The sequence below is a fragment of the Pseudoalteromonas sp. MER144-MNA-CIBAN-0113 genome (genome assembly GCF_040308965.1).
Classification (GTDB): domain Bacteria; phylum Pseudomonadota; class Gammaproteobacteria; order Enterobacterales; family Alteromonadaceae; genus Pseudoalteromonas; species Pseudoalteromonas tetraodonis.
Genome location: NZ_JBEOOG010000002.1, coordinates 117,329 through 137,955, shown reverse-complemented (window position 1 = coordinate 137,955; position 20,627 = coordinate 117,329). Strand labels below are relative to the sequence as shown.

At 39.8% G+C, this 20,627-nt stretch carries 16 protein-coding genes; 7 read left to right on the top strand and 9 right to left on the bottom strand.

Features of this window, described 5'->3' with window-relative positions; all coding sequences use genetic code 11:
• Positions 1-243: transposase family protein (locus AAEY57_RS01305; protein ID WP_350605828.1), on the bottom strand; the 243-nt coding region annotated here is incomplete at its 3' end.
• A 155-nt stretch (positions 244-398) separates the two neighbouring features.
• Between AAEY57_RS01305 and AAEY57_RS01300 the strand changes: the two genes are divergently transcribed.
• Positions 399-1,124, top strand: coding sequence for a transporter substrate-binding domain-containing protein (locus tag AAEY57_RS01300; protein WP_262977243.1), 726 nt, complete (start codon positions 399-401; stop codon positions 1,122-1,124).
• On the opposite strand, the gene AAEY57_RS01295 is transcribed toward AAEY57_RS01300, so the two are convergent.
• Both AAEY57_RS01295 and AAEY57_RS01290 read right to left on the bottom strand, forming a co-directional pair.
• Positions 1,121-1,366 (bottom strand): DUF1289 domain-containing protein, encoded by a 246-nt coding sequence (locus AAEY57_RS01295; RefSeq protein ID WP_013465866.1) that lies wholly within the window; start codon positions 1,364-1,366, stop codon positions 1,121-1,123. The two genes, AAEY57_RS01300 and AAEY57_RS01295, sit on opposite strands and share 4 nt — an antisense overlap.
• Before the next feature lie 103 nt (positions 1,367-1,469).
• Positions 1,470-2,603 (bottom strand): 1-acyl-sn-glycerol-3-phosphate acyltransferase, encoded by a 1,134-nt coding sequence (locus tag AAEY57_RS01290; RefSeq protein ID WP_138563574.1) that lies wholly within the window; start codon positions 2,601-2,603, stop codon positions 1,470-1,472.
• 440 nt (positions 2,604-3,043) lie between these two features.
• Between AAEY57_RS01290 and AAEY57_RS01285 the strand changes: the two genes are divergently transcribed.
• Complete coding sequence (locus AAEY57_RS01285; RefSeq protein ID WP_138563572.1) at positions 3,044-3,988, top strand: D-2-hydroxyacid dehydrogenase; 945 nt, start codon at positions 3,044-3,046, stop codon at positions 3,986-3,988.
• A 174-nt stretch (positions 3,989-4,162) separates the two neighbouring features.
• The gene (locus AAEY57_RS01280) at positions 4,163-4,543 is read left to right on the top strand and encodes a DUF3192 domain-containing protein (protein ID WP_013465869.1); all 381 of its coding nucleotides are present in this window, start codon (positions 4,163-4,165) and stop codon (positions 4,541-4,543) included.
• Between the two features lie 13 nt (positions 4,544-4,556).
• Here the strand turns inward: AAEY57_RS01280 and AAEY57_RS01275 are convergent, their stop codons facing one another.
• From AAEY57_RS01275 to AAEY57_RS01265, 3 genes are all read right to left on the bottom strand, one after another.
• Complete coding sequence (locus tag AAEY57_RS01275; protein WP_350605822.1) at positions 4,557-5,456, bottom strand: GGDEF domain-containing response regulator; 900 nt, start codon at positions 5,454-5,456, stop codon at positions 4,557-4,559.
• Positions 5,446-9,216, bottom strand: coding sequence for an ATP-binding protein (locus AAEY57_RS01270; RefSeq protein ID WP_350605820.1), 3,771 nt, complete (start codon positions 9,214-9,216; stop codon positions 5,446-5,448). The genes AAEY57_RS01275 and AAEY57_RS01270 overlap by 11 nt, the downstream gene beginning before the upstream one ends.
• A 66-nt stretch (positions 9,217-9,282) precedes the next feature.
• Complete coding sequence (locus AAEY57_RS01265) at positions 9,283-10,674, bottom strand: PhoH family protein (protein WP_350605818.1); 1,392 nt, start codon at positions 10,672-10,674, stop codon at positions 9,283-9,285.
• A 299-nt stretch (positions 10,675-10,973) separates the two neighbouring features.
• Between AAEY57_RS01265 and rapA the strand changes: the two genes are divergently transcribed.
• The 3 genes from rapA (at position 10,974) to AAEY57_RS01250 (ending at position 15,735) form a co-directional block, all read left to right on the top strand.
• Positions 10,974-13,868 carry an RNA polymerase-associated protein RapA gene (rapA, locus tag AAEY57_RS01260; protein ID WP_350605815.1) on the top strand — a complete coding sequence of 965 codons (2,895 nt, stop codon included), beginning with the start codon at positions 10,974-10,976 and terminating at the stop codon, positions 13,866-13,868.
• A 191-nt stretch (positions 13,869-14,059) separates the two neighbouring features.
• Positions 14,060-14,713, top strand: a complete 654-nt coding sequence (rluA, locus tag AAEY57_RS01255) for a bifunctional tRNA pseudouridine(32) synthase/23S rRNA pseudouridine(746) synthase RluA (RefSeq protein WP_350605813.1) — start codon at positions 14,060-14,062, stop codon at positions 14,711-14,713.
• A 92-nt stretch (positions 14,714-14,805) separates the two neighbouring features.
• Positions 14,806-15,735 (top strand): DUF3530 family protein, encoded by a 930-nt coding sequence (locus AAEY57_RS01250; RefSeq protein WP_008113209.1) that lies wholly within the window; start codon positions 14,806-14,808, stop codon positions 15,733-15,735.
• Here the strand turns inward: AAEY57_RS01250 and djlA are convergent.
• The 3 genes from djlA to AAEY57_RS01235 are packed head-to-tail and all read right to left on the bottom strand — an operon-like array spanning position 15,718 to position 18,263.
• Positions 15,718-16,575: a co-chaperone DjlA gene (gene djlA, locus AAEY57_RS01245; protein WP_008113211.1), complete on the bottom strand. Its 858-nt coding sequence runs from the start codon at positions 16,573-16,575 to the stop codon at positions 15,718-15,720. The two genes, AAEY57_RS01250 and djlA, sit on opposite strands and share 18 nt — an antisense overlap.
• A gap of 33 nt (positions 16,576-16,608) precedes the next feature.
• Complete coding sequence (gene murU / locus AAEY57_RS01240; protein WP_008113213.1) at positions 16,609-17,265, bottom strand: N-acetylmuramate alpha-1-phosphate uridylyltransferase MurU; 657 nt, start codon at positions 17,263-17,265, stop codon at positions 16,609-16,611.
• Entirely contained in the window at positions 17,262-18,263 is a 1,002-nt protein-coding gene (locus AAEY57_RS01235; RefSeq protein ID WP_008113214.1) for an aminoglycoside phosphotransferase family protein, read from the bottom strand. Before AAEY57_RS01235 ends, murU begins: the two co-directional genes overlap by 4 nt.
• Before the next feature lie 94 nt (positions 18,264-18,357).
• Between AAEY57_RS01235 and lptD the strand changes: the two genes are divergently transcribed.
• Complete coding sequence (gene lptD / locus AAEY57_RS01230) at positions 18,358-20,604, top strand: LPS assembly protein LptD (RefSeq protein ID WP_076921930.1); 2,247 nt, start codon at positions 18,358-18,360, stop codon at positions 20,602-20,604.
• The last annotated feature ends 23 nt before the right edge of the window (positions 20,605-20,627 follow it).

Sequence of the window (20,627 nt, the reverse complement as noted above, 5' to 3'; positions counted from 1 at the left end):
TTTTAACCGACAAATGACACGGGCTATGGTGTCGTGTCTTGGAATACCCGCGTTGAAAGCGCCATATCTTTTTAACCAATCAAGTTTTAGATGCCCAAAATCTTCAATATCCTCCCATCCTTGTGCACCGGAGATTACTGCACTAATGGCTAAAAGGAGAATATCGATAAGCTCATGCTTTTTACAGCGTTCAATGCGAGGATCGGTAATTGAATTAAAGTGTTTCAGAAAAGTAGCGCTCATATTTTACGTGACCAAGGTGATTATTATGCCTTGATCTGATCACTACATATTCTATAAGTTCAATTTATAATGATCTTGCCGTGGTAACTTTTGCAAGATTACTAATGCAAACTGTGCAAAAGACAGACAATTTGTTACTATAGCCGCTTATTATCTTGCCGCAATTAATTGGAAATACTGACGTGCTTAAACGCTTTAACGGATTGCTGGTATTACTGTGCTTAGTTTTTAGTAATATGTCTTTTGCGCACAGTTATAGCTACACATTTAATCGCCCGCAAAACACTCAACAAGCAAACTATACCATTGAGCTATTACAATTGGCCTATGCAGATATAGGCTTTAAACTAAATATTGTCGATTTTAATCGTCAAAATGCATTATTTGCAGCGGATAATGGCATGTTGGATGGGCAGCTTGCTCGCGATATCAGTATTGAAAGTGCCTATAAAAATTTAATTCGAGTTAACTATCCACTCTTTAAATTTAACCTTGAGCTTTATAAACACTGTGAGCCCAGCTCCACTAAAACCATAGATAGCATTGCCATTATTGCCAGTTACCCTGTGCAACAGCGATATTTAGACAGTATTGATTTTCAAGGTAAGGTAATTGAAGTTAAAAGTGATAATACGCAGCTTAACTTACTGATCCAGAAAAAAGTACAAGGAGCGTTACTTATTGATTTTGCGATGGCAAATAAAACCATTCCTCCCTCTTTGGGCTGCTATGAAAAACAAGTGGTTGCTACCTACCCGCTTTATCATTATTTACATAACAGTCATGCGGATATTGTTCCCCAGCTAGAAGCAACACTGGATAAGTTACACAATAACGGCACAGTTGCAAAACTCAGGTCAAAATACAACCTACAGTTTTAAAAATCAAAACCTTGTTGATCTGCTTGCGGTGATGATTGTGCCACTTTATTTTTTTGCTGTAAGTAACGTTTATAGCGCTGCTGGCATAAACTCAATACTTTTTTCTTTTGGGAATTCGTTAACGAATTCCAAGAAAAACGTTCATCGCGACTGCGATAGCAGCCTTTGCAATAACCGCGATTATTAACTAAGCAAATACCTTTACAAGGGCTAGGAATATCAAATATTTCAATTTGTTGCATTTTACCCTCCGGTATTAAAAGCATAGCCTGAGTATAGCGCTATTTTTGTGCAAAAAAAAAGCAGCAAATAAATTGCTGCTTTGTTGTTAGCTTAAACTGTTAATTACTGCTCACAGCTTTGTTCATCTACTTGTGTTTTTCGATGAAATGGCTTGGCATACATAGCTAAAACCAAAGCCCTTAACTCTTCTGGCACCTTGGCCAAACGTTCTTCAAACTGTGCTGCGTCATTTTTATTGATCACCGCCTCAGTGCAGCCAGCAGCAATAAAGTTGCCTGGGTGTAAGTAAAACGAATCAATAATTTGCTTATCAATGGTTTTTGCCAGTTCATCGGCACTGTCACAACCTGACTCAATGGGCTGACCAAACGATAAATGCACATGCCCTTTGGCTGAACTAAACCCTTCAACAATGCTGGCAATATCTTCACCCGCCGATTTAACATACTTGCCATGATGTTGTTTATGATATAGCTCTTTTGCCTTGGCAATTGCACATGGTTCGTATTGGTAAGAGATTGCAACCGGCACCACTTTGAGCTCTTTAATGTATTCGCCAAATTCTTTCTTTTGTTTACGGCCATTAAGTTGCAACATTTTTAAAAGCGCAGGATCAGTTTCATCAACCCCATCTTTAGCGCGCCCTTCTTTTTGTGCAATCCAAATTGAGTGCCCGCTACTGAGTGAATCATAAATATAAGCCGATAACTGAGTCAGCGCTTTTAACATCTCTTTTGGGGCTTTTGCTGAGCGTTTCACAATAAAACTTTTATTTAAGCGCATAAGCTCAGTAATGTAAGGAATTTGCAGCAAGTTATCGCCAATCGCAATTCTCACTGTTTTCATTTTATGCTGGAATAAGCCCCAATTAACCAGTGCAGGGTCAAGTACAATATCTCTGTGGTTTGAAACAAAAAGATAGGCTTGATTAGGGTCTAAGTCTTCTAAGCCAGAAAAAGTGACTTTTGAGGTGGTACGTTTTATTAATTTATTTAAGTAATGTGCCACTTCATTTTGTACATCTTCAACCGTTTTAACTTTGCCCCACTTTTTGCGCAACTGATGCTTTATTATAGCGCGTGCTAAAAACCCAACTGCGGATATAAAGCGTGGCAAATTGTATTTTGCAATTACATCAATAAACGCATTATCGTTAATTAATCGCGCTAATGAGGCAGCAACTTCATCGTCATTGTAAGGTCTTATATCTGCGTACTTATCTTCTAATTCAATCATTTACTGCATCTACAAAGTTAAAAACGGCGCGTTAAAACGCCCCGCTGTGTCTGATTTTGATTATAACTCAATCAAAAATACGAAACTAGCAATACTAAAGTTCGATTTACTGAGTTTTCATAGCGTTATAGTTTAACGCCGAGCCAAGCTGTCTTGCTAACAACGCATACGTATAAACTATGGCTATTAATTATTAATTTAAATGGGTAGACCCTACTAACAGCACTTTGTTCAAGTTAACTTAGCAAGGCAGTTGATCATAATAACATGCAAGTTAACCGTCAGTGGGCAGACCACATTTAAATATGGCTCTACAACTGCTAATGTAAACGCAACATGATAAACCCAATAACATTCAAATAGATGATACTCTTTTTATCACAAGCATTTTGCGTACAGGGGTTATTATTCCCTTAACACATACACTATTAGGACACACCGTGAACATAACAATTCTTGATAACGCCACACTGGCAAACACCTCACTTGATTGTATCTCAGCACTGGGAAAGCTTACCGTGCATCAGCTAACTAGCCCAGAGCAAGTGCTAGCACATAGCCAAAATGCAGAGGTGTTAATCACCAATAAAGTAGTGATTAATCGTGACACCATGGCACAATTAACATCACTCAAACTTATTTGTGTTAGTGCCACCGGCACCAATAATGTTGATTTAAATGCCGCGAAAGATTTAGGCATTGCGGTAACCAATGTTGCTGGTTATTCAACCCCCTCGGTTGTGCAGCATACCTTTTCGTTAATTACTAACTTATTAGGCAATACTCATCGCTACCAAGCGGACTGCCAACAAGGCGCATGGCAAAAAAGTGACATGTTTTGTCGCCTTGATTACAGCTTTAATGACATTCAAGGTAAAACATTAGCCATTATTGGTGGGGGAACTCTGGGCAATGCTGTATCTAAAGTGGCTGAAGCCTTTGGTGCTCATGTCATTGTTGCAGAGCGCAAAGGTGCTGAGTGTCGCCAAGGACGCACGCCTTTTGAAACTGCAATAAAAACAGCGGATATTATCAGCGTACATTGCCCACTTAATGATGAAACGCGTGACTTAATTACGCTTAATGAATTAAAAATGATGAAACCAACTGCGCTTATTATTAACACCGCGCGCGGGGGGATCATTAACGAAGCCGACTTAGCACAAGCCTTAAAAACCAATGTGATTGCTGGTGCAGGTGTTGACGTACTAACTAAAGAGCCTGCTGAGCACAACAATCCACTGGCCAATTACACGGGAGATAACTTACTACTAACCCCACATATCGCGTGGGCCAGTACCGAATCTATTGTGCGCTTGGTTAAAGAAGTGAGTTTAAATATCGCTGCATTTAGTCAACAAGAGTCGCGTAATCGCTTGGTTTAATGCCGTTAAATTAAGTTAGTCAAAATAACTAAAAAGTGGCTTTTTAATTTTATTTCTTAAAAAAGCCACTAACTCAAAAATCACTTTAAAAATAAGCAATTGATTTTTAAAGATTAAAAAACTGGCCTAGTCTTTGCTCTAAAGTCTGTAATTAATCATCTAGGATAATAAAAAATGAAAAAAACGCTTTTAATCGCCGCCCTCACCGCTCCTTTTTTAACTGGCTGTGTTATTGCTGTATCCGATGGCGAAGCGGAAGGTCATTGGGCTGGTAATAGTTCTTCTAGCTGGCAAGCAACACATAAGAATAATCGTGAAATTATTTCAGGCTTGGCAATGGATAGCTCTTATCAGTCGGTATTAAAAACCCTAAAAACACCTGACTTCACCGAATTACTCAAAAAAGAAGAGGATGTTTACCAAGTCTTATTTTATGCAACGCACAGCATCCATTCAGATGGTAAAATGACTAAAGATGAATGCACACCGTTGGTATTTAAAAATGATAAATTAGTTGGTATTGGTGCCTCAGCACTGCAAATGCTGACAAACTAAGTAACTACAGCATTTATTGGGCGCTAATTTGATTGCGCCCTAACTTTTTCGCATTATACAAACCGGAGTCAGCTTCTTCTAACAATGCTTTTTCAGTGTAAGCTTGGCTACTCTCACTAGAAGCAATACCGATGCTAATGGTGACATGTGTAGCGTTTAAAGACGCATTATGTTCAATATTCAAATCATTAACGGCGTTACGTAACTTGTTGGCAAAAACGATTGCACCTTGCTGATTGGTTTCTGGTAATACGGCCACAAATTCTTCACCGCCGTAACGCGCAACAAAATCACCGCCACGCTCACATTGCGCGGCTAACGTTTTTGCCACTGTTTTTAAACATTCGTCTCCAGCTCGGTGGCCATAGTAGTCGTTATAACGTTTAAAATGATCAATATCTATGAGTAAAACGCACAAAGGAGAGTTGTTACGCTTACTTCTACGCCACTCTCTTTCTAAGTTCTCATCTAAATAACGTCTATTGGGTATTTCTGTTAAGCCATCAATAGAGGCAAGCATTTCTAGCAAATCATTTTTTTGCTTAATTAATAACTGGTTCCGCACTCTAACTTTCACAATAGCGGCACTAAATGGCTTACCAATATAATCCATTGCGCCGAGCTCTAGCCCCTTTGCCTCATCTTCATGACGGTTGTTTGCAGAGATAAAAATAATAGGAATAGCCTGGCTTATACTGTTCTCTTTTAGCTGTACGAGTACTTCATAACCATTCATACCAGGCATCATGATATCTAAAATGATTAAGTCTACTTGCGTGTGTTTAACAAACGCCAGCGCGTCTTCACCGCTTGTCACTAAGTAAACATCATGCTCATCGCTTAAGGTTTTTTCTAAAATGATTCGGTTAAGCGCATCGTCATCTACAATTAATATTTTTGCTTTATTTATCATTGCTTACATCTAAAATTTTTATATAAATATGAACTTGTTTTAACTGTATTATCAGCTCTTTAATTGCAGCATTGGCGCTCTTGTCGCCCACTTTTAACAATTGCTCAGTATGTTGAGCACATAACAACAATCGGTTAAACCCTAAGTTTCCTGCTATCCCTTTTAGACTATGCACTAAGCGTACCATTTCAATAGTAGGTATGTCTTTTTGAAGCTCAGCTGAATATGACTCACTTAACACCGCTAACTTAGTAAGCATGCTTTGCAATAGCTTCTCATCATCATTGAACTGTGTCAAAGCGAAGGTTTTATCAAAAAAGCAAGGCTTAGATATGCCTAAATCAGCTATCGATGCAAATAAAATAGGCGCAACCACGGGCTTAGTTAAATGTTTATTCATACCACTATTCAATGAACGTGCAATATCGGCAGGCTCACAATGTGCAGTTAATGCAAAAATAGGCAATTGCTGGACGTCAAACTGTTGGCGTATTATTTGGGTTGCTTGATAGCCATCAATACCCGGCATTTGAATATCCATTAAAACTAAATCGGGGCGCAATATATTCACCCATTCAACCCCCTGTTTAGCATCACTAGCAGTCACAACATTCACTTCGGCTTTACACAATATACTGCTAATAATGTCGAGATTGAGCGGGTTATCATCTATGGCTAATACTAAGGTTCCCGCTATTTCTTCCTGTGGTTTATCCGCTTTATATTGAGTTACTTTCTTTAACTTTTCAGGGGTTAAACTAAGTAACCGCTGCGCCAGTGCACTGCGCGGTAAATACTGGCTAATAAAAGAGTCATTTATTGAAAGCTGACTCGGTTGCGAGTGCTCTATAACGATGAGTGAAGTAGTACGAGTGTGTAATACTGCTTTTATTGCTGACGTGAGAAAGGCAGGTACGTCATCAGCATCGATTACAATGGTATGCGCTTGTTGCAAACAATCAGGATCAGTTACGACTATTTCAAGAGCTTGATTATTGAAAAAAGGATGCGCGGTAATAACCTGATTAAGCAACTGACTCTTCGCGCTGGTGATCAGTAATAGTCTATCTGTAAAGTTTGCTGATTTCTCGGTATCTGTCGCTAAATCAAGCGTGAAGTAAAAATGACAGCCATGGCCTTTATCACTACTGAGTGCAATTTCACCTCCCATTAATGCCACACTATGCTTTACAATTGCCAGGCCTAAGCCAACCCCTTGATGCAAGCGAGTAGATGATTCATCACCTTGTGTAAAGGCATCAAATAAACGGCGTTGATCCGCTTGAGCAATCCCCACTCCCGTATCGATAACCTGAAAACAAATACGCTGCTCTGTATGGCTCTGGCTCGGCTGTAATGTCATTTTTAATGTCACACTGCCTTTATTGGTAAACTTAACGGCATTGGTAAGTAAGTTACCTAATACTTGTTGCAAACGAATTGTATCGCCGACTAAAAATGGAGAAATTTGCGAGTCTATGTCGATTTTTAGCTGTATCTGTTTTGTTTGGCATAAAGGTAAAATTAAACTTTCGCAGGTATCAATCAAATCAACTAAGCACAATGGCGCTAATTGCAGCGTTGCTTCTTTACTTTCAACGCGGGCAAAATCAAGCATACTATTTAGCATCTGCAACAAATTATTGGCCGCATATTTTGCTTGGCTAGTTTGTTGAATTTGCCGCTGTGTTAACCCGTGCTCTGCGAGCATATCCAATAATCCCAACACGGCATTGAGGGGGGTGCGTATTTCGTGGCTTAAATTAGCAATAAAACGGCTTTTAGCTAACGTGGCACGCTCTGCATCATCTTTGGCTTTGGTAAGTTCTGTAACATCTTGAATATGAATAACATAATAAAGCGGCTGACTATTTTCATTCCAAATTAACGACATACTCAACTGTAACCAGGCATTTAATTGGGTATGAGCCAAGGTTAAGTGAAACACCCTTTTTTTATTATTTAATAATTGCTGTAGTAATGCTTCAAGCTCCTGCCATTGCGTATCATTAAAAAGCGCATAAAAAGGAGTATCGGTTAATTTATCATGCTTGGAAAATAATTTTCGTGCGGCTTTGTTTACCTGTAAAATAGCGTACTCAAGCGAGAGTAAAAACACCCCATTTGCGGCAAATTCAATTGCGCTTCTAAATATAGATTCAGACTCTTTTAATGCATACAAAGTATGTTGTTGTTCTGTAATATCACGGCCAACCCCCATAGTTCCTAATAATTGCTGCTGTTCATTGTAAAAGGGAGCAATGGTTAACTGATAAGTTCGCTCAGCAACATCTATGCGCTGCTGAATTTGCATTTTATGCTGTAATACTTGATATTCCAGCAAACTAATTTGTTCATACTCGTTACTTATGTTGTGTATTTGCTGCCCAAGGAGTTCACCTTGAGTTTTTCCAATAAACAACTCAAACGCTTTATTACAGCCTAAAAAAATGCCTTCTGTATTTTTAAAATAAATAAAATCAGGCACGCTATTAAGTACTGTGTTTAATAACGCTAAATGACGCTCTTTTGCTTGGTCGCTATGTTTTAGCTTTTGCGATTGTTGCTGTACTTGATCATCTAACTTTTGATTAGCATTTTGCAAAGAAATAACTAAATGCTCATTTTTCGCAAAAATAGCTTTTACCCGAGCAAACCAAGGTTGCCAGTTTAACGGTATTTGGTAATTTAAATACCCGCTATTGTCATTGTTATGATGCTCTAAATAACGCATCAACTCGGTCATGGGTTTGATAAATATACGTTTGCTTAACCAAAAAAAGATGTAAAACATCAAACATAAAAATAAGGCTAACGAAATAAACTCTATCAATACTTCATACACAATACCGCTTGAGAGAGTGTGCTTGTCAGCAAGAAACGCCAGATGAATAGGGTTCTTTTTTGAAGGCTGAATTAAAAATAATGAGTCTGCTCGCGCATTACTCTTTTGTGAGGGGCTATTAATATTAGGCCAATAGGTCGATAACTTTATGGCTTGATTAATTGGCTGCTGTGAACTGGCAATAATTTCATTCTCTTGGTTGATAAAAACATACTCGCCTTGCTTTGAGGTTATTTTTTTCAACCAACTAGAAATAGCCTGTAAGTCATATATTAAAACAATATAATCTGAGGAGTTAAGCTCTCGCTGTCGGCCAACTGCAAAATATGCGTTATTGTCTACTTTAATAACGGCACTTGAAGTGAGTTTGTTCGCTGAAGGTAAAGGTTTAAAGTCGCCATTAAGTACCTGCGTTAAAATATAACTTTGTGTATTGTTACGCCGAGCTAAATAAGCAAAGCCGCGCTCATCAACATAGGCTACAGAATGCAACGACGAAAGCAGCGCTAAAGCAGTATTGAAAGACGGAGCCAGCGACATGACTTTTTGCCAGCGTGATAATGCCTGTTCGGAATAGCTGAATTGGCCTTTTCCTACTATTTCGCCATTAAAATGTGCTATCTGGCTATAATAATAATGCTCGTATTGATTAATGTTTTTTGTGAAGGCATGATTCGCTGGTTGTGGGGCGTGTTTGTCATACATAATAAACATCGCATTAAGTAAATCGTCCATGGCTTGCATATCATGGTCAAGCTGCGCCGATAACGCACTAAAATCGGTGGTCTTTTTTGTTATTGCACGGTCCATTTTTATATCATAAAAATGCAAACACAAAAAAGAGGCCACCAATAAAGGGATTGCTAACGCCACAAAAACAGAGCGATGATAATGTTTTAGCGGTAAAAAATTCAACGACCTACCTAATTATTAGCTCAAAAATCAAACTGTAGACTATAGAGCCAAGATGTTAAGCGCAAGTTATAAATTTTCCTCGGCGAACGAAGCCAGTCGACTACGTACTACCCCATTAAGATTTACGGTAGCGCCACCTTCAAAGTGCTTAAACCGCTCTACAATATAGGTAAGCCCCGAAGTAACCGCCGTTAAATAATTACTGTCTATTTGTGCCAAATTCCCAGTACAAATTAATTTTGTTCCTTCTCCGCAGCGGGTAATAATGGTTTTTAGCTGAGAAGCTGTTAAGTTTTGGCTTTCATCTAAAATCACCACCGCATTTTGAATACTGCGTCCGCGCATAAAGTTCACCGACTTAAACTGAATGTTGGCTTTTTCCATAATGTAATTACGGCTCGAAATTGGGTTTTCATCACCTTTATGCAGCACCTCCAAGGTATCGGTTATGGCAGCCAACCAAGGCGCCATTTTTTCTTCCTCGGTACCAGGCAAAAAGCCAATTGATTCTGCAATTTCAGGGGTATTACGGGTTACAATGACTTTGTCGTAAATACCTTTTTCAATCACCATCTCTAGCGCACACGCAAGTGCCAGTAAAGTTTTACCACATCCCGCTGGACCGGTTAAAATAACAAGCTCAATAGACGTGTCGAGCAAGGCATCAATAGCCATTGCTTGGTAAATATTTTTTGGTTTTATTCCCCATGCACTTTGATGCATCAATCGCTCTGCGCCAATATCTTTAATGGTAATATGCTCACCATCATACGATTTAACTCTAGCGGCAAACTGATCGCCATCATCAAGTAAATATTCATTACAAAACACATCAGGAATTAAATCTTTAGGGATATGATGAACTGTTTCACGTCCGTGTTGCTCAGTATTACACTCGCCAACATGCTGCCAAAAATCGCCCTCAATTTTTTTATAACCACTGGTGAGTAAATCAATATCGTCAATTAACTGATCAGTACGATAGTCTTCAACATATTTAAGCCCCGCCCCTTTGGCTTTTAAGCGCATGTTAATATCTTTAGTTACTAATATGACTTTTTTATCGCTGTGCTGGTTTTGTAAATGCACCGCACAATTAATAATACGGTGGTCGTTTTCATTGCCCGGCAAACCAGAAATAGAATCGGCAAATAAATGGTCGTTTACAATAATTAAGCTGCCTGTCGATCCGCCTTGTTTATTCCTTGGCAGCGCCACACCTTGTAACATTTGTTCAGGAGTTGCCTGACTCAACACCCCATCAAGGCCACGAATAGCCACTCGCGCATCGCGGCTCACATCGTGTTTTCTATCTTTTATATGATCAAGTTCTTCCAATACGGTCATTGGGATAACCACTTGGTGCTCTTGGAATGACAAATACGCGAGGGGTTCGTGAAGTAATACATTGGTATCTAGCACATACATTTTACTATCAAAATTTGAAGCTTTTCCCATAGTACTTTCCTTACGTTTTATGATTTTTATGCTATACCCAATAAACTAATCAGTGGTTACTAATAAACTTGATTAATTACTTAGGTATATTTTGAGTTTAGTCTATTTGTCATAAAAGTCTGTTTTATGACAAATATCATTTAGTTTGAATTTTCCACAAAATCGACGCACTAATGAGCGCTTAGGGTTGGTAATAATTCATACTTATAAAATTAATTAAAAGTCAGGCAAATAGCGCCTTGCAGTGGTGTTATCTAACAGGTAACATAGCCGCCTTTTTCTTCATAGACGAGACATACATGAATTTTTCCTTAGGTCAGCGTTGGATAAGTGACACAGAGTCAGATTTAGGATTAGGCACCGTTGTTGCCATTGATGGCCGCCAGGTCAGCATTTTATTTCCTGCCAGTGGTGAAAACCGTGTTTATTCTTCTGCAGAAGCTCCGGTAACCCGCGTAGCATTTAATCCTGGTGATGTGATCCGAAGCGTTGAGGAGTGGGAATTACAAGTTGAGTCAATTGAAGTACAAGGCGAATTACTGTGCTATCACGGTGAACGTATTGATAACGGTGAAAAAGCACAATTAAAAGAAACTTTTTTAGATCACTTTATCAAGTTCAATAAACCGCAAGACCGCTTATTTGCAGGCCAAGTGGACCGTTTTGATCGGTATACTTTGCGCTATCAAACTTGGTTACATCAGTTTGAACGTCAGCAGTCACCTATTAAAGGCTTAATTGGTCAACGCGCTAATCTTATTCCGCATCAGCTTTATATTGCTCAAGAAGTCGGTAAACGTTTTGCACCGCGTGTATTACTGTCTGATGAAGTAGGCTTAGGTAAAACCATCGAAGCGGGCATGATTTTACATCAACAAATTATCACCGGTCGTGCCAGCCGTGTACTTATTGTTGTGCCTGAGAACTTACAACACCAATGGTTAGTAGAAATGCTACGCCGTTTTAATTTACGTTTTTCAATTTTTGATGAAGAACGCTGCGACGAAGCGTTTGCTGATTCACCCAATGTATTTGATACCGAGCAACTGGTACTTACTAGCCTTGAGTTTTTAACCAAGAAAAAACGCTGGTTTGAACAAGCTACTTTGGCCGACTGGGATTTATTAGTAATCGATGAAGCGCATCATTTAAGCATTAACAACAATAAACCCAGTGCCGAATACCAACGTATGGCTGAGCTGAGCCAAGATATTCCAGGCCTAATTCTTCTTACCGCTACGCCAGACCAACTGGGTCATCGTAGTCATTTTGCTCGTTTACAACTGCTCGATCCAGATCGTTTTTACGACTATGACGTGTTTAAAGAAGAAGAAGCAAACTACAAAGACGTTGCCGAAGCTGCTAATCAGTTATTACAAGAACAAGCACTGGATGACAGCGCAAAAGCCACATTAATTGAGCTATTAAAAGAAACAGATATCACTGATATCCTTGAAAAAGCCCAACAAGGCGACCTTGCTGCACGCAAAGAAATACTCAATATGTTACTGGATCGCCATGGCACTGGGCGCATATTATTTAGAAATAGCCGCAGTGGCATTGATGGCTACCCTAGCCGTAAATTACATGCCTACCCAATGGCATTACCTAAGCAATACAAAACAGCAATGACCGTACTGGGTAATATGAGTGGCATTCAAAATGCCGAGCTCAGTGCGCAACGTGCACTTTTCCCAGAAAAAATATTTCAAGAATTTGAAGGTGAAAGCGCAAGTTGGGGATTATTTGACCCTCGCGTAGATTGGTTAATTGAAACGCTAAAAACACTCAAGCGTGAAAAAGTACTTCTTATTTGTGCTAAAGCCGAAACAGCAATTAGCCTTGAGCAAATATTACGTGAACGCGAAGCAATTAAAGCGTCTGTGTTCCATGAAGGTATGTCGATTATTGAACGTGACCGCGCTGCGGCATTCTTTGCCGATGAATACGATAACGCACAAATATTACTGTGTTCAGAAATTGGTTCAGAAGGTCGTAACTTCCAGTTTTCACATCACTTAGTGTTATTTGATTTACCACTCAACCCCGATTTACTTGAGCAACGTATTGGTCGATTAGACCGTATAGGGCAAACACAAGATGTGAACATTCACGTGCCTTATTTTGAAAACACGGCCCAAGAAGTACTACTGCGTTGGTATAACGAAGGCTTAGATGCGTTTGAAAGCACATCAACCACTGGGCAGTTGCTGTATAAAGAGTTTAGCGAAGATTTACTTGAGTACATTGCAGCTCATAATTGTGATGAAGATGAGCTAGATCCACTCCTTGAGCAAGTAGCACAGAAAAATGCAGTATTACGCAAACAAATGGAAAGTGGCCGAGATCGCTTACTAGAGCTACATTCATCGGGACAGGGTGCTGCTGATTCACTTGTAGCTGACATTGAAAAGCTCGATAACCAGTTTGAACTGCCAAGCTACATGATCAACGTGTTCGACACCTTTGGTGTAAGCCAAGAAGATAAAGGTGAAAACACCATTATTTTAAAACCCACTGAGCACATGTTAAACGCTTCGTTTCCATCGCTAAAAGACGATGGAATGACAGTAACCTTTGACCGTGATACCGCGCTTTCTCAGGAAGATGTGCACTTTATTAGTTGGGATCACCCTATGGTGCAAGGCACTATGGATATGATTTGTGATGATGATTTTGGTAGTTCATCGGTAGCGTTACTTAAAAACAAAAAGTTACCACCAGGCACCTTTTTTGTTGAGCTAATATTTGTTGCCGAAGCCATGGCACCAAAAGTCCTGCAAGTGGGTCGCTTTTTACCCCCTACGCCAATTCGTATTTTACTCGATAAGAGCAGTAATAACTTAGGTGAAAATGTTGGTTTTGATGGCTTTAATCAGCAACTATCTGCGGTAGGTCGTCAAACGGCGAGTAAATTAGCAGGTGCATTACAAAGTGCGGTTCATCCAATGATCAACACCGCAAAAGACATGGCGCAACAAAAGTTGGATGTTATTCGTGCTGAGTCATTAGTAAAAATGCAAACATCGTTAAACGAAGAGCAACAGCGATTAGTTGCACTGAAGCAAATTAATCCAAATATTCGCCAAGAGGAAATTACCTTTTACGATAAACAACGCAATGAGCTAACCGCACATATTGAAAAAGCGCAGTTAAAACTCGATGCGATTCGTTTGATTGTGGTTTCGCACTAGAGACCCTAGCTGTCAGTTGTCAGTTGTTAGTTGTTAGTTGTTAGTTGTTAGTTGTTAGTTGTTAGTTGTTAGTTAAAGATTACTAACGTGTGTGTATAAAAAGAAAGCGCGATATTTATATCGCGCTTTTTACTTGAGCCTAAGACCTCACTCCACTAAAATAGCGCACTTAAAAATCACTGAGGTCTGCTGTGTTAGTTAACTACAATCCCCCTATGAGCCCGTATTTAACTATACTGTTTCAAGACGATGATTTACTTATTGTAAATAAGCCTAGCGAATTACTCACCGTCCCAGGTAAAGACCCAAAACATGCTGATAGCTTAATTAATCGCGTCAACCGTGTTTTTCCTACGGCTAAAATTGTTCACCGTTTAGATATGGCTACCTCAGGGATACTTTGCTTAGCAATGAACAAAGCCGCTCATCGGCATTTAAGTATGCAATTTCAAGAGCGCGAAACAGCAAAACGTTATATTGCACGTGTTTACGGGCAAATTGAAACTGAAACAGGCTCTGTTGATTTACCGCTTATTTGTGATTGGCCGAATCGTCCTAAGCAAATGGTTGATCATGACAATGGCAAACCTTCGCTCACTCATTTTAAAGTCCTTGAACGTGAAGCACAGGCAACCCGTGTAGAGCTTATTCCTATTACAGGGCGCTCACATCAGCTGCGCGTGCACATGTTAAGCTTAGGCCACCCTATTTTAGGCGATCGTTTATATGCTCACAAAGACGCACTTGCTGCGGCACCTCGCCTACAGCTACATGCACAAATGCTACAACTCAAACACCCTGTAACGGAGCAAGTACTTACTTTTGAAGCTGAGAGCGAGTTTTAACACGGATTAATCTTTTAGCTATTTACAGTAAATAGCTAAACTTTAAGAGTACTTCGCCGATACATAAATAAGATTTAAATTAAAAGCTTATTATGTTTATTACGCAGATGTTTAAAGTCATTATTACTACTCTTGTGCTTGGCTGTACGTTAATCAGTTTTCAAGCGCTTAGTGCTGAGTATATCGCTCCCCCTCCTTTTTCAAAAAATATTGATGCGGATATCTCTCGCCTAGCCCAAAGTGATGAAGTAAAGCCTATTTTAGCTGGTGATACTGAGTTTTTAACTTTATACAGTGAATATATGAGTGCGGACTTTAGAGGTGTTGTAATACTTATTCCTGACTGGCAATCAACGCCAACAAACAATGCAGGCATGAATTTCTTACGTAAAGAGCTGAATAACTACGGGTATACCTCTTATGCAATGACAGTTCCTGATATTGATTGGCAAGCAGCTCAAGATGATGCAGCAAAAACGACCAATAATTCCGTGGGCACAAATAATAAAACAGCCAACGCAAATACTAAGCCAAACACCAGTACACAAAAACAGCCCCATCATGCCGACTATGTTGAGCAAGTAAATACTGAGGTGGTAGACAATTACAAGTTAAAACTACTCGCTCGCTACGAAGCTTTATACCAACAAGCTGCGATGGAGTCTGAGAATATTGTTGTTATTGCACAAGGCACCAGTGCTGGGGTGTTATTGGAGCATTACGCTGAGTTTTCAGACTCAAAAATAAACGCCTTCATTAGTTTAAGTAGTTACCTTCCTAATACAAAACGCAATGCAAAGTTAAGCCAAATAACATCTTTGGTTACCCCTGCTTTGTTAGATATTTATTTTGCTACAGACAGTAATGATATTTTAATGAATCTTAAAAAACGCCAACGTTGGGTTAATCGAAATGCAAAGTTTGATTACCGCCAGCGCCAGCTGTTTGGATTACGCGATGCGCCGCAGCAACATGCACGGCTAAGCAAAGAAATAGACGGTTTTTTACGCCGCCTTTTTTAAATACTCGTAAGCGGCTTGAATATCTTGGCTTTTTTTAACCGCGACTTCCATCATATGCTTAGGTAAACCTTGCGATACGAGCTTATCAGGATGGTGCTGAGCCATAAGCTTTCGGTAGGCTACTTTAATATCACGTTGCGACGCGTCTTTATTTAACCCTAATAAGGCCAATGCCTGCGAACGGTTCATATCATTACTTGGTGGTACATGATGTCCTGAACCTTCGCGGTAGCTGCTACTTTGACTTTGCTGCTGTTTAAAACGCTGTTGTTGCTGCCTAAAGTTAAACTCTGCTTGATAACGTTTTAATACAAAGGCAAAGTGTGCTTTAGACACACCTAGCTGCTTACTAACTTCTTGCAGTAATTGCTTTTCTTGTGCAGCAAGTACCCCGTCAGAAAACGCCATTTGAATTTGAATTTCTAAAAATAACTGCAGTAAATCATAACGTTTAGCAAAACGTTCTTTAAAATCATAAACCGTATCTTTGAGTGAAAAGTCGCTATCTTTACCCGATTGAAATGCCTGCTGCGCTTCACGGCGCTCTTCGCCTTTTAAGCCCATTTCATCCATAAACAGCGTCGCTGCTTTAATGTGGGTTTCGCTAACACGGCCATTCGACTTGGCAATATGCCCCATTACCGCAAAGCAACTCGAAAAAAACAACGCTTGGCGTTCGTTAACATCATCGCCTTTAAAAAGGTTAGAGAAGCCGCCAGCTTTATCAAAGTCTTTTTTTAGGCTTTTATCAAACATATGGCCTAGGTATAAGCCTAAAATGGCACCAAATATTTTGCCAAACATAAAACCAAAACAGAAACCGAGAATTTTTCCCCACATTTTAAAACTTACCTCTAGTGTTTTATATTTAGCTTATGGTGCTAATTGTTGGTTAAGAGCCGATAAACGCTCTGGTGTGCCTATATCGTCCCATTGGCCAATATAGAGTTCAGTGGAGACTAAATGTTCATTTAATTTTTCACGTAGTAAAGGGCCTAATGGCCGAATGCCTGGGGCTAGCCCCTCAAAAAAGTCAGCTTGATAACGCCCTATCCCTGAAAAAGTATATCGCTGGCTATTTGTCGGTAAGTGGCTCAGTGCAAAATCGCCATCAGGATTATGCGCAGGGTTTTCAACCAATACAATGTGCGCCTCTTTAGGCTGTAAATGTAGCTGCATTAATGCACTAATATCGTAGTCGCTGTAAACATCCCCATTAATAACAATAAATGACTCACCTAATAAAGGAAGTGCTTGAATAATACCGCCTGCAGTTTCAAGCCCGCCAGTTACTTCCTGGCTATAGGTTATAGTCACGCCCCACGCGCGCCCATCAGCAAAATAGGTTTTTATTTTATCTCCTTGCCACGCAAGGTTAATTATTATTTGAGTAATACCTGCAGCCTTTAGGCGCATAATATGATGCTCAATCAGTGGTTTTCCCGCTACACATAACATAGGCTTAGGTAACTCTGCGGTGAGCGGCATCATACGTTTACCGCGCCCAGCGGCTAATATCATCGCCTTCATGGTTGTTCCTCTTTTAACCGCTGTTGCACCTTTGGCACCACGCTAGTTTTTATCAAAGCCGATAAGTCGCTAAGCTCAGGATATTGTGCCGCCACCTCTATTACGTATTCAAGTGTAGGGAGTATATTTGCTAAGTAACCTTGTTTACCATCACGCAAATATAAACGACAAAAAATACCCGCCGCTTTTAAATGGCGCTGCAAGCCGGTTAAATCAAACCAATACTTAAATTGTGCAAATGACTCATTAGTTATTAAGCCTTGGCGCTTAAATTCGTCATAGCCAAACTCGAGTAAGTGAGTAAGCTCGTCATTAGGCAACTTAAAGTAACAATCTCTTAAAAGCGAGACCAAGTCATAACATAATGGGCCTTGTACCGCGTCTTGATAATCAATAATCGCCCATTGCTGCTCGCAGCGCATAATATTACGACTGTGATAATCCCGGTGCATTGTGACTGTAGGTTGCTCAAGCAGTGTATTTATTAGCAGCGCAGTGCTTGTTTGCCAAGTCTGTTGCTGCTCAGCGCTGAGCTCTGCGCTAATAAAATCATTAACCAGCCAATTTTTAAAAATATCCAACTCTAATGCAATAAAGTCACGGTCATACGGATTCATTGACGGCGCGGCTGGAGTTTTTGCCCACTTGGCACTTAAACTGATCAGTTGCTGGTAATATTCGCTGCGATTGCCATCATCAAGCAAGTCAGCTAAATGGGTGCTACCTAAATCACTTAGAATAAAAAAACCTTGCTGCTCGTCACTATGAATAATGGATGGTAATAAAAACCCCTGCTCAGAAAACACCTTGTTTAATGCAATATAAGGGACGTTGTTAACTTTTTTTGGATCGGAGTCCATCACAATAAAGTTTTTATTTTCAGCGTTTAACCTATAATAACGGCGAAAACTGGCATCTGCGGTTATTGCATTAAGCGCATAGGATTGCTCACCAAAGTGAGTATTAATAAACTGTTGTAAACTCTCAAAGCGTGTCATTTTATAAGCTATCTATTTTTCACTAATTACTTTGCCATTGTTTTCCTTTATTATGTATAGCTTGTAACTAATCACAGAGCATAAAGGTCGATAAATGAGCAAAACCTGGGGCATTTTGATGCTAAGCGTACTGAGCGCACCATCGCTTGCCGAAACTGAACTGACACACAATTTTTGTGGCACTTCAATGCAAACCAGAGCTTGGCAACCGCTTGCTGGCCTTGAGCTTGGAACGGTTGATATCAGCGCTGATGACGTTGAGCTTTTAGGCACACAAAGCGCTGAATTTACTGGCAATGTTGATATTAACACCGTTAACATGAGTTTGTCCGCACAATCAGCACTGATTGATAAACAACGTGGCCTGCTTAATGCCACTGGCCCAATTACCTATCGCGATTATGTAAGCCACGTACAAAGTTCGGGCTTAAATGCCGATTTAAACAACTCAGCATTTAGTTTATTAGGCGCACAATACAGCCTAACACAACAACAAGGCAAAGGCGGCGCGGAAAAGCTCACCATCGATAAGTCTGGCTTAATGCTGATGAATGCAAGCTTTACTGCGTGCCCAGGTAATACGCCTATGTGGGCTATTGAAGCCGATGAAATAAACTTATCACGTGAAGAAGGCTGGGGCGAAACCTACAATGCCGTGCTACGTATTTTAGATACGCCGGTACTCTATTTACCTTATTTTACTTTCCCACTCGATGAGCGCCGTAAGTCAGGCTTATTAACGCCCAGCTTTTCAAGTTCAGATCGCTATGGGTTAGAAACGATTACGCCTTATTATTGGAATATTGCCCCTAATTATGATGCCACTATTACCCCGCGTTATATGTCACGTAAGGGGCTACAATTACAAACTGAATTTAGATATTTAACCCCAGAGCACCAAGGTTTAGTGGCTGTAGAATATTTAAATCAAGATGACTCAGAGCCTGAGCTTAACGAGCGTTTTTTGTTTCATTGGCAACAAAAAAGTTATATTGGTGAAGACTGGCGAGCCAGTATTGATATTACCAATGTTAGTGATGACAACTACCTAACTGATTTAAACTCCGCTTATGTCAGTAAAACCGATACGCAGCTTTATCGTACCGGCTCGCTAACCCATATGGGCGAAATGTGGCGTACTGATATAAAAGTGCAAAACTTTGAAGTACTCGGTGACCACTTAGAATCATACACGGCGTTACCACAAATTAGCTTTACCCAAACCACCCCTTGGAAAATTGATTATTTCGATTTTAGTGTTTCAGGCGAGCTGAGCCATTTTACTAACAGCTCTGCGGTAATTGACCAAGCCACTCGTGTGCATATAGAGCCTAAAGCACGCTTTGATTACAAAGAGTATGCATGGTCGTTTTTATCTGAAGTGAGCTTATTGCAAACTAACTATAAACAAGACGGTGATTTACAGGGTACACAGTATAGCGATAATGTTTCGCGTACTTTGCCAAAAGTGCGCTTATATTCTCAGCTTAACTTTGAGCGCGACACCTCAATTTTTATCGACGATGGTATTCAAACTCTAGAGCCACAAATTCAGTATTTATATACGCCTAATAAAGATCAGTCTGAAATTGGCTTATACGATACCACCAAGTTACAAGATGACTTTTTTGGTTTATTCAGGGATGCGCGTTTTTCAAGTGTTGACCGAATTGCCGCAGCTAATCAATTTACGCTCGGGGCTACAACGCGTTTATTTGATAAGAAAAATGAAGAAGTATTTAACTTCAGCGCAGGCCAAATATTTTATTTAAGTGATTCAGCCAAGCCTACAGAGCAAGGGCTTAATAGCGATAGTAACTACAATGCCTTGTTTGCAGCGCAAACCATGTTACATTGGCACCGCCGCTGGTATTTATCGGGTGGTATTCAGTACGACACCGATGGCAAGCAAATTATCCAGTCAAATTTAACCTTAGACTATAAAGGTGACGATAATCAGCTGGTTCAATTGAACCATCGCTATGCAAATGATGTCTCAGGAAATACAATCGAGCAAGCGGGCTTATTTACAAGCATCCCTATCAGTGACGAGTGGCAATTTATTGCAAGTTACCATCGCGATCTTGATAATAACCGCAGTATTGAAGTATTTAGTGGATTACAGTATGAATCGTGCTGTTGGGCGTTCCAAATTACTGGCCATCGCCAAATTGAAACTGATTTAAATCAGTCAATTGGGCAACCCCAAGCCACTTTTGATTCGAGTATTCGTTTGAATTTTGTATTAAAAGGGCTTGGTAGTAAAAGCCGTTACGATGCTCAAAAATTATTACAACAAGGTATTTTTGGTTATCGTAGGCCGTATTTTCTTAATGACTAAACTGCTTTATTTATAGTAACAAT

Coding starts and splice junctions, on each gene's coding strand:
- AAEY57_RS01295 (WP_013465866.1), bottom strand. CDS start 1,366: ATGCAACAAATTGAAATATTTGATATTCCTAGCCCTTGTAAAGGTATT.
- AAEY57_RS01290 (WP_138563574.1), bottom strand. CDS start 2,603: ATGATTGAATTAGAAGATAAGTACGCAGATATAAGACCTTACAATGAC.
- AAEY57_RS01280 (WP_013465869.1), top strand. CDS start 4,163: ATGAAAAAAACGCTTTTAATCGCCGCCCTCACCGCTCCTTTTTTAACT.
- AAEY57_RS01275 (WP_350605822.1), bottom strand. CDS start 5,456: ATGATAAATAAAGCAAAAATATTAATTGTAGATGACGATGCGCTTAAC.
- AAEY57_RS01265 (WP_350605818.1), bottom strand. CDS start 10,674: ATGGGAAAAGCTTCAAATTTTGATAGTAAAATGTATGTGCTAGATACC.
- rapA (WP_350605815.1), top strand. CDS start 10,974: ATGAATTTTTCCTTAGGTCAGCGTTGGATAAGTGACACAGAGTCAGAT.
- AAEY57_RS01250 (WP_008113209.1), top strand. CDS start 14,806: ATGTTTATTACGCAGATGTTTAAAGTCATTATTACTACTCTTGTGCTT.
- djlA (WP_008113211.1), bottom strand. CDS start 16,575: ATGTGGGGAAAAATTCTCGGTTTCTGTTTTGGTTTTATGTTTGGCAAA.
- murU (WP_008113213.1), bottom strand. CDS start 17,265: ATGAAGGCGATGATATTAGCCGCTGGGCGCGGTAAACGTATGATGCCG.
- AAEY57_RS01235 (WP_008113214.1), bottom strand. CDS start 18,263: ATGACACGCTTTGAGAGTTTACAACAGTTTATTAATACTCACTTTGGT.
- lptD (WP_076921930.1), top strand. CDS start 18,358: ATGAGCAAAACCTGGGGCATTTTGATGCTAAGCGTACTGAGCGCACCA.